Source organism: Ancylobacter tetraedralis (assembly GCF_014195655.1).
Classification (GTDB): Bacteria; Pseudomonadota; Alphaproteobacteria; order Rhizobiales; family Xanthobacteraceae; genus Ancylobacter; species Ancylobacter tetraedralis.
This window is the reverse complement of sequence record NZ_JACICD010000002.1, coordinates 457,237-470,581: the sequence shown is the minus strand read 5'-3', so window position 1 is coordinate 470,581 and position 13,345 is coordinate 457,237. Positions and strand designations below refer to the sequence as shown.

13 protein-coding genes are annotated in these 13,345 nt (G+C 66.2%); 5 read left to right on the top strand and 8 right to left on the bottom strand.

Annotated elements, in window-relative coordinates:
* Positions 1-106: 106 nt before the first annotated feature.
* Positions 107-685 carry a TetR/AcrR family transcriptional regulator gene (locus tag FHS55_RS07515; RefSeq protein WP_183189067.1) on the bottom strand — a complete coding sequence of 193 codons (579 nt, stop codon included), beginning with the start codon at positions 683-685 and terminating at the stop codon, positions 107-109.
* Complete coding sequence (locus FHS55_RS07510) at positions 685-1,173, bottom strand: HPP family protein (RefSeq protein WP_183189066.1); 489 nt, start codon at positions 1,171-1,173, stop codon at positions 685-687. Before FHS55_RS07510 ends, FHS55_RS07515 begins: the two co-directional genes overlap by 1 nt.
* Before the next feature lie 188 nt (positions 1,174-1,361).
* On the opposite strand from FHS55_RS07510, the gene FHS55_RS07505 reads away from it, so the two are divergent.
* The 3 genes from FHS55_RS07505 (at position 1,362) to FHS55_RS07495 (ending at position 3,723) form a co-directional block, all read left to right on the top strand.
* Complete coding sequence (locus FHS55_RS07505) at positions 1,362-2,138, top strand: SDR family oxidoreductase (protein ID WP_183189065.1); 777 nt, start codon at positions 1,362-1,364, stop codon at positions 2,136-2,138.
* A 60-nt stretch (positions 2,139-2,198) separates the two neighbouring features.
* Positions 2,199-2,921, top strand: a complete 723-nt coding sequence (locus tag FHS55_RS07500) for a TenA family protein (RefSeq protein ID WP_343056046.1) — start codon at positions 2,199-2,201, stop codon at positions 2,919-2,921.
* Positions 2,922-3,264: 343 nt separating this feature from the next.
* On the top strand, positions 3,265-3,723 hold the full coding sequence (locus FHS55_RS07495) for a Ros/MucR family transcriptional regulator (protein ID WP_183189064.1): 459 nt from the start codon (positions 3,265-3,267) through the stop codon (positions 3,721-3,723).
* A gap of 291 nt (positions 3,724-4,014) precedes the next feature.
* Here the strand turns inward: FHS55_RS07495 and FHS55_RS07490 are convergent, their stop codons facing one another.
* The 6 genes from FHS55_RS07490 to FHS55_RS07465 all read right to left on the bottom strand — a co-directional run bounded on the left by FHS55_RS07490 (position 4,015) and on the right by FHS55_RS07465 (position 10,035).
* Entirely contained in the window at positions 4,015-4,767 is a 753-nt protein-coding gene (locus FHS55_RS07490; protein WP_281379565.1) for a glutamine amidotransferase, read from the bottom strand.
* 70 nt (positions 4,768-4,837) lie between these two features.
* On the bottom strand, positions 4,838-5,299 hold the full coding sequence (locus FHS55_RS07485; protein ID WP_183189062.1) for a tellurite resistance TerB family protein: 462 nt from the start codon (positions 5,297-5,299) through the stop codon (positions 4,838-4,840).
* A 239-nt stretch (positions 5,300-5,538) separates the two neighbouring features.
* Positions 5,539-6,270 carry a GntR family transcriptional regulator gene (locus FHS55_RS07480; protein WP_183189061.1) on the bottom strand — a complete coding sequence of 244 codons (732 nt, stop codon included), beginning with the start codon at positions 6,268-6,270 and terminating at the stop codon, positions 5,539-5,541.
* A gap of 485 nt (positions 6,271-6,755) precedes the next feature.
* Positions 6,756-8,264 carry a tripartite tricarboxylate transporter permease gene (locus FHS55_RS07475; RefSeq protein WP_183189060.1) on the bottom strand — a complete coding sequence of 503 codons (1,509 nt, stop codon included), beginning with the start codon at positions 8,262-8,264 and terminating at the stop codon, positions 6,756-6,758.
* Between the two features lie 51 nt (positions 8,265-8,315).
* Complete coding sequence (locus FHS55_RS07470; protein WP_183189059.1) at positions 8,316-8,816, bottom strand: tripartite tricarboxylate transporter TctB family protein; 501 nt, start codon at positions 8,814-8,816, stop codon at positions 8,316-8,318.
* Positions 8,817-9,024: 208 nt separating this feature from the next.
* The gene (locus FHS55_RS07465) at positions 9,025-10,035 is read right to left on the bottom strand and encodes a Bug family tripartite tricarboxylate transporter substrate binding protein (RefSeq protein WP_183189058.1); all 1,011 of its coding nucleotides are present in this window, start codon (positions 10,033-10,035) and stop codon (positions 9,025-9,027) included.
* 722 nt (positions 10,036-10,757) lie between these two features.
* Here FHS55_RS07465 and zwf point away from each other — a divergent pair.
* Together zwf and pgl are read left to right on the top strand one after the other, a co-directional pair.
* Positions 10,758-12,233: a glucose-6-phosphate dehydrogenase gene (zwf, locus tag FHS55_RS07460; protein ID WP_183189057.1), complete on the top strand. Its 1,476-nt coding sequence runs from the start codon at positions 10,758-10,760 to the stop codon at positions 12,231-12,233.
* Positions 12,234-12,568: 335 nt separating this feature from the next.
* Positions 12,569-13,264 (top strand): 6-phosphogluconolactonase, encoded by a 696-nt coding sequence (gene pgl / locus FHS55_RS07455; protein ID WP_343056045.1) that lies wholly within the window; start codon positions 12,569-12,571, stop codon positions 13,262-13,264.
* Positions 13,265-13,345: the final 81 nt, after the last annotated feature.

Genomic DNA, 13,345 nt, shown 5'->3' with positions numbered 1-13,345 from the left:
CTCGAACCATGCGAAACCGATGCCAGAAACCGGTAGCCGGCTGCCGCACGCGCGCGACCCGCGCCATTAGGCATCATCACAGGACAGGAGAGAAGCCGGCAAAGGCTCAGGGGGCGAGCCGACAACGGGCCCGCAGCCGCTCCAGCGTGCGACGAAACACCTCGGAATCGTCGCGCGCATGCGCCAGCACGATGCCGCCCTGAATGCCGACGAGCACCTCCTCGGCAATGCCGCTCGCCTCATGGGCGGGCACGCCGGCGCGAGCCAGCGCCCCCGCCAGCGCCACCTGCCAGCGCCAGAAATAACCGTCGATCACCACGGTGAAGCGCTCGCGGACCTGCCCGAGCGCGAAGGTGCCGACAAGGCAGGCGCGCCGGCCGGAGCGGAAATAGGCGTCGACCGCCGCGAACATGGCGGCGATCCGCGCGCCCGCCGTCGTCTCGCACTCCCCCTCGCTGGCGCGCAGGGGAGCGAAGATCTCGCGCTCGAACCAGCCGTCGATATCGGCGAGCACGGCCTGCGCCATCTCCTCCTTTCCGCCGGGAAAGAAGTGATAGAGGCTGCCCTTGCCCAATCCCGTCCGCTCACTGATGAGCGCGAGGCTGGTGCCCTGGTATCCGTGGGTGCGAAACAGTTCGCCCAGCGCCGGCACGATGTCCGCGCGCTCGGCGACGAGACGGGCCATCAGGGGATCCTCAAGGGATAGGTGGTGCGGGTGAGGCGGTGGAAGATGACCGCGATCCCCACCAGCGCCACCGCGCCGAGGCCGACCGGCATGATGAGGAAGGCCCAGCCCGGATCGCTGGCGAAGACCAGCAGCGGGTCCGCGCCCGCCGGCGGATGGGTGATGCGCAGCAGCGCCATCAGCGCGATGGCGACGCCGACCGCGATCGCCGCCGCCCACCACGTGCCCGGCAGCACCATGTGCAGCGCCAGCGCCGCCGCGGTCGCCACCACATGGCCGCCGACCACGTTGGCCGGCTGCGAGAGCGGGCTCGCCGGCACCGAGAACAGCAGCACCGAACTCGCGCCAAACGGGGCGATCAGCAGGGGCGCCCCGGCATAGAAGCTCAGCGCGCCGGTGACGCCGATCGCCACCATCGCGCCGATGCCGGCGAGCACGGCGATGTGCGGATGATGGGGTGGCTGGTGGCGATGAAAATAATGGCGCATATGTGTACCGATCGGTTTTGTATGTACCATTTGGTACAGATATGCGGCTCTTTCTGTCAAGCCGGCGAAAGCGGGTGGCTCCTGCCATCGAATTGGGCGAAACACGATGCAGCCTGTCGTTTCGCACGCCGTATCCGCCCCCTCCCGCGGACGACACCCCCTCGGCGACCGCCATCCCGGACAATCGCATGACCCCGACACCCGCGCTTTTCTCGCTCGCCGGCCGCTCCGCCCTCGTCACCGGTGCCGGCCGCGGGCTGGGGTTTGAAATGGCCAAGACGCTGGCGCAGGCGGGGGCGGACGTGGTCCTCAACGGGCGCAACGAGGCGCGCCTCGCCGCCGCCGCCGAGACGATCGGCACCGCCACCGGGCGGCAGGTCACGTGGGCGGCGTTCGATGTGGCCGATTTCAAAGCCGGGCGCGCGGCCATCGCGGAGATCGCCGGAAGGTTCGGCCGGCTCGACATCCTGGTCAACAATGTGGGCGCGCGCGACCGCCGGCCGCTGCGGGACTTCACCCCCGAGGAGGCCACAGCCCTCTTCGCCACCGACCTGATCGGGCCGACACTGCTGGCGCGCGAGGCGGCCGAGATCATGGCCCGTCACCGCCATGGACGGCTCATCACCGTCACCTCGATCGCCGCGCAGATCGCCAACCGCAACGATCCTATCTACACCGCCGCCAAGGCGGGCCTCACCGGGCTGATGCGGGCGCTGGCGGTGGATTATGCCCGCGCCGGCATCACCAGCAACGCCATCGCCCCCGGCATGTTCGCCACCGAGACCAACCAGTCGCTGGTGGCCAACGCCGAGTTCTCCGCCTTCGTCGACATCCGCGTGCCCATCGGTCGCTGGGGGCATCCGCCGGAGATCGGCGCGGCCGCCGTCTTCCTCGCCTCGAACGAGGCGTCCTTCGTCAACGGGCATGTACTCGTGGTTGACGGTGGACAGACGATCCGCATGTAACGCCTCGCATGTAACGCGCCGCACGTGACCCTCGGAAGTTGACGCGCCGCAGGCACGTGCGTGGCTCGACGGCCCAAGCGCATGCGGTCATACAGCCCGCGAACCAGCGGGAGACGATCGATGGCGAATCACTCAGGGCAAACCTTCAGCGACGCTTTGAAACAGGCCAATGCCGAGAACTGGAACGCGGCGCGCCAGCATCGCTTCGTCGAGGAGATCTTTGCCGGCAGCGTGCCTGCAGATATCATGCGCCGTTACCTGACGCAGGACTATCAGTTCATCGATGGTTTCGTCGCGCTGCTCGGCATGGCGATCGCCACCGCCGACCGTTATGAATCGCGCATCCGCTTCGCCCAGTTCGCGGCAATGATCACCAGCGACGAGAACACCTATTTCCAGCGCGGCTTCGACGCGCTGGGCGTCGCTGAGGCCGAGCGCCGCCAGCCCGCCATCGCCGCGCCGACCGCGCGCTTCCAGGCGCTGATGCGCGAGGCCGCCCAGACGCGCGACTATGCGTGCTGTCTTGCCGTGCTCACCGTCGCCGAATGGCTGTATCTGGACTGGGCCGACCGCCCCGGCGCCGTGCTTCCGACCGATTTCATCCACGCGGAATGGATCACGCTGCACAATAATGACGGGTTTCGCGCATTTGTGATCTGGCTGCGCGGTGAACTCGATCGGGCGGGAGCGGACGCGGATGAGACGGGCCGCGCCGCCGCCGCGTCCCTGTTCGGCCGCGCCGTCGCGTTGGAGCGTGCCTTCTTCGATCATATATACTTGTGATTGTTCCGCGACAGTGGCCGGCACACGACAGCCGGCCATTTGTTCAGCGAGTCTTGCAGTTCCGCCGCATTGGCCAATCCTTTACACTTGAATAGATCATCGCAAGATGACTATGCCGTGACGGCAGGCCGCGGGTTGGTATACCAACTCACCGGCCGATCCGGTCGACGCCTGAAGACTTCGACCTGACACAACCTTAAATCATGTCTGCCTGTCCGATCGTGCTGATCCGCAACAGGCTCGCGAGGTTTTAACTTGTCGCGGACGCCGTTTTTCTTTTCTTGCTTATTGACCTTCGCAAGGACGGTGTTAAATCAGTGGAAGTTCGCCATGGAGAAAATAAATGTCGGAACAGGATAGCTCACCTGTGGACTATCTCGGCCTTACCGCCGATGTCGTGGCCGCCTTTGTCGGCAATAATTCGGTGCCCGCCACGGAGCTTCCCGATCTGATTGCCAAGGTTCATGGCGCTCTGCTTCGCCTTTCCGCCCCGGCCCCGGCGGTGGTGGAAGAGGTACTTAAGCCCGCCGTACCGGTGAAGAAGTCGGTCACGCCGGAATTTATCATCTGCCTTGAGGACGGCCTCAAGTTCAAGTCGCTCAAGCGCCATCTGCGGACCAAGTACAACATGACGCCCGAAGAATACCGGGCGAAGTGGGGCCTGCCGAACGATTATCCGATGGTCGCCCCCAGCTATGCTGAAGCGCGTTCCAATCTCGCCAAGAAGATGGGCCTCGGCCAGCAGCGCAAGAAGCCTGCAGTGCCCGCTCCCAAGCCGCGCGGCCGCAAGAAGGTCGCCTGAAGCGAAGGTCGCGTGAGGCGACGCGAGGCGCCCCGCGCCTTGACGCTGCCGGACCTGCGCATGCGATACCTGCGCCGGCGAGACGTTTGATGCTGAAAACGCCGTGCCCCGAACAAGTCGGGTCGCGGCGTTTCGTTTTGCCCGTCGATCCGCGCGCCCGCAGGATAGTCGCATCCCGCCGTCGCATCCCGCCGCAGGATCGACGCCGCAGGATCGACGTGGCGATCAAGCGGCGGGATCTGATCGATCCCCCCCATCTGGCTGGCAACGTCACGAGAGCGGTGAAACCCGTCACCAGGCGGGCGCGGCGGGCCCGCTGGCCAGCCATCGGTCGAGAAAAGCATCGAGCCACAGGCGGATGCGGCCGTCATGCTGCAGGCGGTCGAGAAAATGCGCGCGGCGCGGGCGGGCGCCCGGCAGGTCCATGCGGGCCTCGCCATGCACGGTCCAGCGGCACATCATGTGGTGGGTGACTTCGGGGTGGAACTGGATGCCGAAGGCGTTCTCGCCATAGCGATAGGCCTGGTTGGGAAAGGCCTCGCCCTCCGCCAGCAATTCGGCACCGGCGGCCAGTTCGAAGCCCTCGCGATGCCAGTGATAGACGTGATCCGGCCAGGGCGGCGGCTCTTCCGCCGCGCCGCCGAGCAGCGCGCGGCCCGCATGTGTGGCGCGGATGGGATAATAGCCGATCTCCACCAGCCCCTGCGGGTGCGGCGCGACGCCGGCGCCGAGATGGCGCGCCAGCATCTGGGCGCCGAGGCAGATGCCGAGATAAGGCTTGCCCTCGCTCAGCGGCACGCCGATCCAGTCGATCTCCGCCCGCACGTAATCATGGCAGTCATTGGCGCTCTGCGGCCCGCCGAAGATGATGGCGCCGGTATGCCCCGCCAGCGTCGCCGGCAGCGGATCGCCCAGGCAAGGACGACGCAGGTCGAGCCGATAGCCACGCTCGGTCAGCAGCCGCCCGATCCGTCCGGGGGAGGAATGTTCCTGGTGAAGCACGATCAGGACGGGAAGCGGCATCTTTCGTGAGCTGACCTTCAACGAGCGATTCGTCTCACCCGACAGGCAAGGATGACGCCAGATTCCGGCCGCCTCAAGACCGCAACCGGGCTTATTCCTCGCCGGCCGCGTCGCGCACGTTCTTGCGCAGCTGCACCCGGTCGCGCGAACTCACATTCAGCAGCTCCGCGGCGCGCCACACGAGATTGTCCTCGAATTCGGTGAGCCCACCATCGGCATAGGCCACCTCGAACATCATCTCGACAATGCGCTTGCGCCCCTCTTCATCCAGCGCCCGGTTGAGCACGCTGGTGAAAGCATAGAGGTCGACAGCTTCCGCGTCGCGGGCGATGGCCGCCTCCAGAAGCCGCCCGGCATCGTCCTCGCCAAGCTCGAAGCGGCGGCCCAGGATGCCACGCAGCCTGGCCATCTCGTCGTCGCCCACCACGCCGTCAATCGTCACGACATGCACCAGCAACGCCGCTGCGGCCAGCCGGTAGTCGTTCTCGGCGAAGGTGCTCTCGCGGCCACCGCCGGCAATCTCGGAGATGAAATCGGTCAAGGTGCGCAGCATGCCGCTCGGCTCTCCTGCGGGCGCGAAGGATGATCGGGTTTGGGATCGGGGCTAAGCTTGGCCCCTCGTATTTCTGCGTAGCGGAATCATGTCCGGGGTGCAACGAGCCGCGCACGGGTGAGCTCACGCCTGCGCGCCGGCGTGCAACCGCGCAACACCGGCCGGGCACGACAAAGCCGGCGGGCCCGTGGTGCCCGCCGGCTGTCAGGTTCATCCGGCGCCGCGCGAGGCGGCCCACCTCACTCCAGATAGTCGGCGAAGCGGGCGACGTGCTCGGCCAGCCCGAGCGCGTGGTTGCGCACCAGCGTCTCCGCCAGTTCGGCGTCACGCGCCTCCAGCGCCTGGATGATGGCGAGATGATCCTGGATCGAACGGTCGGCCCGATCCTCCTCGCCGATCGTCTTGCGGCGGATCATGCGCATGTGGGTGAACAGGTTCTCGGCCAGATTGACCAGTATCCCGTTCCCCCCCATGGCGATGATCGTCTGGTGGAACTGGATGTTCACCTCGGAATACTCGTCCAGCCGGGCATGCGGAGTGTGCTGGTCTTCCTCGAAGGAGGCGAACATGTGTCGCAGCCGCGCGATCTCGTCGTCGCTCGCCTGCTGGGTGATGAGCCGGGCGGCAAGACTCTCCAGTGCCGCCCAGACCTGGATCATCTCGATCACCTCGCGCTTGGTCTTGCGCACCACATAGATGCCGCGACGCGGCACCGAGTGGACGAAGCCCTCGCGCTCCAGCTGGGCCATGGCCTCGCGCACCGGCGTGCGGCTGACCCCAAGGCTCTGCGCAAGCTGGCGCTCGTCCAGACGCACCTCGTGCGGCTGGTCGTAGATGTTGAGCGAAACGATGACCTCCTTGAGAGCGCTATAGGCGCGGTTCTTGAAGGTCGAGGTGTCCTCGAGCGGCGCCACCGAAAGCTTGGCGGCCCCGCCATTGATGCGGCGGATGGTGGTGTCGGCACTCATCATCACGCTCGCACCCCCCGCTGCGGCGTCGCGGGACCCGGGCCGGACCGCGGAATCCCCCGGCGCCGGGCTTGCAGCTTGTAGGTGCAGAACATTGGCAATCCCTCCCATACCCCGTTCCCGTACGGTATCGCCCGACGCTCGCGTGCCGCCTTCTTCGCCGGGCGGCCGCGCGGCGCCCAGGCGCCCGTTTTGCCCGATCTCCGCTCTCCGGGGGGCGAGGGAGCCGGCGGGGAGCAGCCGTGCCGCTCTTCGCATGGGCATGGCGCCATGCCCGCCGGAAAATCCCGGGGGCATGGCGCCGGCTCTTGAAAGGATCGCCGCGACCGGGATCGCGGCGGGACGGCAGTCCGGGCCCGGATCAAGCCCGGATCTGGCGTCCACTCTGGAACTGTCGTCGACCGGACGGGCGTCTTGCAACGACAGACTTCCGACAACAGCCTTCAGTCAACAGGACGGGCGGCAAGGAACGCCGCCCGTCCCATCGATCACGCCGGCTGCGCGACCCGGCGGAACCGGTTCAGCACGATCTGCAGCACCGGCCACAGCCCGGCGATCAGGCCGATACCCATGATCGTGCTGACCAGCCCGTTGGAGAAGAAGATCCCGAGCGAGCCACCCGAGGAGAGCAGCGACTGGCGGAAAGCCTCTTCGGCGCTGTCGCCGAGCACGATGGCCAGAACCAGCGGCGCCAGCGGGTAGTTGGTCTTCTTCAGCACGTAGCCGAGTACGCCGAACACCAGCATCATGATGACGTCGAACACGTTGTTGTTCACCGTGTAGGCGCCGATCGCGCAGATCACCAGGATCACCGGAGCGATGATGGAGAAGGGGATGCGCAGGATCGAGGCGAACAGCGGAACCGTCGTCAGGACGAGGATGAGGCCGACGACGTTGCCCAGGTACATGGAGGCGATGAGGCCCCACACGAACTCGGACTGTTCGACGAACAGCATCGGGCCGGGCTGGAGACCCCAGATCAGCAGGCCGCCGAGCAGAACGGCAGCTGTCGGCGAACCGGGGACGCCCAGCGCGAGCATGGGCAGCATGGCCGAGGTACCGGCGGCATGGGCGGCGGTCTCCGGCGCGATGACGCCCTCGATCTCGCCATTGCCGAAGTTCTTGCCATTCTTGGAGATCCGCTTGGCAACGCCATAGGCCATGAAGGAGGCCGGGGTGGCGCCGGCGGGGGTGATGCCCATCCAGCAGCCGATGATGCAGGAGCGCAACGAGGTCGCCCAGTATTTCGGCAGCGTCTTCCAGGTCTTCCACACGATCCGCGGATCGATCTTGGCCGCCTTGCCGCGGAACTCCAGACCCTCTTCCATGGTGAGCAGGATTTCACCGATGCCGAACAGGCCGATGACCGCGATGAGGAAGTCGAAGCCGTTGAGCAGTTCGGTGGAGCCGAAGGTCAGGCGAAGCTGACCGGTCACCATGTCGAGGCCGACCGCGGCGAGCGCGAAGCCGATCATCATCGACACGATGGTCTTCGCGGGCGGTTCCTTGCTCATGCCGACGAACGAGGCAAAGGCGAGGAAGTAGACCGCGAACTTCTCCGCGGGCCCGAACTGCAACGCGAACTGCGCGACCAGCGGAGCGATCAGCGTGATCATGATGACGGCGACGAAAGCGCCGACGAAGGACGAGGTGAACGCCGCCGTGAGCGCTTCGCCGGCCTTGCCGTTGCGGGCCATGGGATGACCGTCGAAGGTCGTCGCCACGGACCAGGGTTCGCCGGGAATGTTGAACAGAACCGAGGTGATGGCGCCGCCGAACAAAGCGCCCCAATAGATGCAGGTCAACAGGATGATCGCCGAGGTGGGCGACATCGAGAAGGTGAGCGGCAGCAGGATGGCGACGCCGTTGGCCCCGCCGAGGCCCGGCAGCACGCCGATGATGACACCGAGCAGGATGCCGACCGCCATCAGAAGGATGTTGAATGGGTCGGCGGCTATATGAAAGCCGTGGTAGAGATTGATGAAATTCTCGAACATGGGCGCTTCCCCTTGGGCGGCGTCAGCCGGCCCCTTTTCCTCATTGTCTGGTCAGAGTCCGAGCCACGCCTCGAGAGGCCCCTTCGGCAAGGGGATGAGGAACCAGCGCTCCAGCGTGATGTAGAAGAAGGCCGGAACGCCCAGGGCCACCGCCAGGGTGAGCGGCGTGCCGTATTTGCCGAGCCACTTCATGAACACGGCGATCAGGATCACCGACGGCACGTAGATGCCGAAGAACGGCACCAGCGCGACATAGATTGCGGTCGGGATAAGAACCCGGAGAACCTGGCCGAGCTGGCTCCACTCGCTGAACAGCTCCGTGGGGTTCTCGCGCAGGCCCTGAAAGAGGTTGATGATGCTGCAGCCACAGATGATCAGGCCGACATAGAACGGGAAGAAGCCCGCCTGCGGCCCATCCGACCCCCAGCCGATGCCGACCAGAGTGCTGCCATAGATGACGATCAGGCCGAAGAGCAGGGTCAGAACGGCGACACCGATCTCGGCATTGCGCTGGGTCGGCCCCGATCCCGCGCCGTGGGGTGCTTGTTGCATTGTTTCACTCCGGAACTTTTTCACGCGTCGGCCGTCCGGCGGGGATCTCCCCCGTCAGCCGTGGATCGACGCATTTTCAAGGTTTGGCGCTTCAGACGCTGAGTGAGGCGCCGTGCGCCTTCGCCGCGGCGGGGCTGAAGCCAGCCGCGGCGAAGGTCGTCACGATGCGAGGGCGCGAACGGTCTGCTTGTCGACCGCGGCCGTCCCGTCAGTTGCCGGCGATGAAGCCGGCTTCCTGCATCAGGCCCTTGTGGGTCGCCTCGGCGCCCTCAAGCCAGGTCTTGAACTCGGCACCGGCCATGAAGGTCTGGTTGAACGCACCATCCTTCATCAGCTGCTTCCATTCCGGGGTCTCGCGGACCTTCTTGAACAGATCGACGAAATAGGCGACCTGCTCGTCGGTCACGCCCGGCGGCATGAAAATACCGCGCAGCATCAGATATTCGACGTCCACACCCGAGGAAACGCAGGTGGGAACCGAGGACCAGGAGAGGTCGCCGAGGATCTTGTCCGTGTAGGGAAGGGTCTTGGAGTCGAACACGCAGAGCGGGCGGACCTTGTCGCCGCGCCACTGGGAGACGGCCTCGATCGGGTTGTTGACCGACGAGTTGATGTGACCGCCGACAAGCTGCACGGCCACTTCGCCGCCACCCTTGTAGGGGATGTAGGTCATCTTCTTGCCGACGGCCTTCTCGAAGGCGACGGTGATGATCTGGTCTTCCGACTTGGAGCCGGTGCCGCCCATCTTGAATGTGCCGTCCGGCGCAGCCTTGATCGCGGCGACATAGTCACCCGCGGTCTTGTAGGGCTCGGACGCGTTCACCCACAGCACGAACTCGTCCAGCGCCAGCATGGCGACCGGGGTCATGTCCTTCCAGTTGAAGGGAATGCCCGTCGCGAGCGGGGTGGTGAACAGGTTGGACAGGGTGATGACGATCTTGTGCGGGTTGCCCTTGGCATTCTTCACATCAAGGAAGCCTTCGCCGCCGGCGCCACCGGACTTGTTGATGACGACGAGCTGCGTCGACATCAGGCTGTGCTTGGCGATGATGCCCTGAAGCGTGCGGGCCATCTGGTCGGCGCCGCCGCCCGTGCCCGCCGGGACGATGAACTCGACCGGCTTGGTCGGCTCCCAGGCCGCCGATGCCGGCAGCATCGACAGGGCGGTCATACCGAGCGCCGCAACGGCACCGAGGCCGAAAGCGTTGAAATGTTTCATTTGGCGTTTCCTTCCCAAAGGGTTCTGGCGAACTGCCGATCTTTTTTCGGTCGGCTCTTCTGATTGGACTCCGGCTCCCGCCTCCCGGGCCGGGCGAAGCCACGATAGCCAGCGAGTTTTTCTTCGTCTCTCTGCCGGTTACTCTGTGGAATAAGTTGTACCAAGACTTCGCCGAAGCCAAGCATTAATTCTAAAGTCGAATTGTGCAGTGCAATGACAGTTTGTATTACGTATCCCAATAATAATGAATCTGGCATTCCATCTTTGGTATACGTAATAATTTATTATGTGTGAATACATACCTTATTAATTAAGCCGTTGCCAGATAACGCTTTTTATCCAACGGCCAAGCGACGCGAACGGATGCCGGCACACGGATGAGATAGAGACGCGGCCGCGAATGACAGGCCCTCATCTCTTTGCCTCTACGGTGGCCAATAGTTGGCCGTGCCGGCGCTGCCCGATTTCCGCCACCTCATCCGCCACCTCATCGCCATATTGCGGCACTGCAGCACGCCCGGACCCGCGGATCGTGTCACCGATCCGCCGCAGCCGAGGGGCAGACTGCGCGATCGTCTCCGGAAGGCGTCGCACTGCGGAATCGTTTTTGCTAGGTATGCGCGGCCGGAGGCGGGCCGGCGACGAAACGGGCGGCATGGCCGGGCCCGGCTTCGTCGTGACTGCTTGTTCCCGCGCCATGGCGACATGAGGAGACGTCTTTCATGACCAGTCGCTTGATTCCGGTCGCGCCCTTCGTGCTGACGGTGTTCGGCGCCACGGGCGACCTGTCCCGGCGCAAGCTGATCCCCGCCCTGTTCCATCGTGATCTCGACGGGCAGATTCCCGACAATGCGGTCATTATCGGCGTATCGCGCCGCGCCCTCACCCATGAGGAGTTCCGCGCCTTCGCCCATCAGGCTCTGGTCGACCACATCCCCTCCGGCCAGCTCGACGGCTCGCCGGTGGAGAAGTTCCTCGCCCGCCTGCTCTATGTCGCGGCCGATGCCGACGCCGAGCCCGGCTGGTCGGATCTGGCGAGCCTGGTCGCCGCGCAGGGCGACATGATCCCGGTCTATTATCTCGCCACCGCTCCCGCCCTGTTCGGCCCGATCTGCGAGAAGCTCGGCAAACACGGCCTCGCCGAGAAGGGCCGGGTGGTCATCGAGAAGCCGATCGGCAAGGACCTCGCCTCGGCCGTGGCGCTGAACGAGCAGGTGGGGCGCATCTTCCCCGAAGAGCGCGTGTACCGCATCGATCACTATCTCGGTAAGGAGACGGTACAGAACCTGATGGCGCTGCGCTTCGCCAATGCGCTGTTCGAGCCGCTGTGGAACAACGGCCATATCGACCATGTGCAGATCACGGTCGCCGAGGCGCTGGGGGTCGAGGAGCGTGCCGGCTATTACGACACTGCCGGCGCCCTGCGCGACATGGTGCAGAACCACATGCTCCAGCTCTTGTGCCTGGTCGCCATGGAGCCGCCCCACTCGCTCGACGCCGACGCGGTGCGCGACGAGAAGCTGAAGGTGCTGCGCGCGCTCAAGCCCATCGACGAGCACAACATGGCGTCCGTCACCGTGCGCGGCCAGTATCGCGCCGGCGCCTCGGCGGGCGGCGCGGTGCCCGGCTATCTCGAGGAGCTCGGCTCCTCGCGCAGCCAGACCGAGACCTTCGTCGCGGTCAAGGCGGAGGTGGAAAACTGGCGCTGGGCCGGCGTGCCGTTCTACCTGCGCACCGGCAAGCGCCTCGCCTCGCGGGTCTCGGAGATCGTGGTGGCGTTCCGCCCGGTGCCGCACTCGGTGTTCGGCGAGGCGGTCGGGCCGCTGGAGGCCAACCGGCTGGTCATCCGCCTTCAGCCCGACGAGGGCGTCAAGCTGTGGCTGATGATCAAGGATCCGGGCCCGGGCGGCATCCGCCTCACCCATGTGCCGCTCGACATGAGCTTCGCCAAGGCGTTCAAGGTGCGCAATCCCGATGCGTATGAGCGCCTGATCCTCGACGTGGTGCGCGGCAACCAGACCCTGTTCATGCGCCGCGACGAGGTGGAGGCGGCGTGGACATGGGTCGATCCGATCCTCCAGGCCTGGCGCAACGCCAAGGAGGCCCCGCGCCCCTACACGGCCGGCACATGGGGACCCTCCGCCTCCATCGCCCTCATCGAGCGCGACGGCCGCACGTGGCTGGAAGACGGCGCCTGATCGGCGCCTATGGCTGGAAGACGGCGCCTGACCAGCGCCTATGGCTGGAAGACGGCGCCTGACCAGCGCCTATGGCTGGAAGACGGCGCACTCGTGCGCTGGAGGCCGGCCTTCAGCCGGGCGTCGTTTTCAGGGATGCTGTCGTCGCGCGGAGGACGGCTCCCTCGCCCCGGCGGGGAGAGGCCGTGGAGAGGGAGCCATAGCCTCCTCGCCGTCCCGCTGCGCGGCCCCTCCTCCATGGGGAGAGCAACGGGGCTGGAATCCGACGTGGCGCGGCAGGCGCCAGAAAATTCCGGAACGGCGCCCTGCCGGCGCGCCGAGGTTTGGAGAGAACCGTGAGCCACACGCTGCACGAACTGCCCGATGGCGCTGCGCTCGCCCATGCGCTGGCGGATTTCGTCGCCGACGCGCTTCAGGCGCGGATCGCGCGCGACGGGCTGGCGAGCCTTGCCGTGTCGGGCGGACGCACGCCCACGCGCTTCTTCGAGGAACTCTCCACCCGCGACCTGTCCTGGGAGAAGGTCGGCATCACGCTGGTCGACGAGCGCTGGGTGCGCGAAACCTCGGAGCGCTCCAACGCCCGGCTGGTGCGCCAGCATCTCCTGAAGGGCAAGGCCGCGGCGGCACGGTTCGTACCGCTGGCCAATGACGCCCCCACGCCGGAGGCCGGGCTGTTCTCGGTGAACGAGGCGCTGGAGGACCTCGCCTGGCCGCTCGCTTGCGCCGTGCTCGGCATGGGCGATGACGGACATACCGCCTCCTTCTTCCCCGGCGGCGACCATCTCGCGGAAGCGCTGGACCCGGACGGCGCGCTCGGCCTGCTGCCGATGCACGCGCCCGATGCCGGCGAGCCGCGCATCACCCTCACCTTGCCGGTGCTGCTGGGCGCCGATGCGCTGGCGCTCCATATTGAAGGCGCGGCCAAGCGCCCCGTGCTGGAAAAGGCGCTGGGCGAGGGCCCCGCCACCGACATGCCGATCCGTGCCGTGCTGCGGGCCGCGCGCCCGCTCGCCATCTACTGGTGCCCGTAGAGCCCATCCGCGACGGCGGCGCCGCCGGGGCGCCGCTTCCCCCAACGACCGGCCGGCCCCGGCCGGTCGACGCCTTTTCTG

Coding starts and splice junctions, on each gene's coding strand:
- FHS55_RS07515 (WP_183189067.1), bottom strand. CDS start 685: ATGGCCCGTCTCGTCGCCGAGCGCGCGGACATCGTGCCGGCGCTGGGC.
- FHS55_RS07495 (WP_183189064.1), top strand. CDS start 3,265: ATGTCGGAACAGGATAGCTCACCTGTGGACTATCTCGGCCTTACCGCC.
- FHS55_RS07465 (WP_183189058.1), bottom strand. CDS start 10,035: ATGAAACATTTCAACGCTTTCGGCCTCGGTGCCGTTGCGGCGCTCGGT.
- FHS55_RS07480 (WP_183189061.1), bottom strand. CDS start 6,270: ATGATGAGTGCCGACACCACCATCCGCCGCATCAATGGCGGGGCCGCC.
- FHS55_RS07505 (WP_183189065.1), top strand. CDS start 1,362: ATGACCCCGACACCCGCGCTTTTCTCGCTCGCCGGCCGCTCCGCCCTC.
- FHS55_RS07510 (WP_183189066.1), bottom strand. CDS start 1,173: ATGCGCCATTATTTTCATCGCCACCAGCCACCCCATCATCCGCACATC.
- FHS55_RS07485 (WP_183189062.1), bottom strand. CDS start 5,299: ATGCTGCGCACCTTGACCGATTTCATCTCCGAGATTGCCGGCGGTGGC.
- FHS55_RS07475 (WP_183189060.1), bottom strand. CDS start 8,264: ATGTTCGAGAATTTCATCAATCTCTACCACGGCTTTCATATAGCCGCC.
- zwf (WP_183189057.1), top strand. CDS start 10,758: ATGACCAGTCGCTTGATTCCGGTCGCGCCCTTCGTGCTGACGGTGTTC.
- FHS55_RS07470 (WP_183189059.1), bottom strand. CDS start 8,816: ATGCAACAAGCACCCCACGGCGCGGGATCGGGGCCGACCCAGCGCAAT.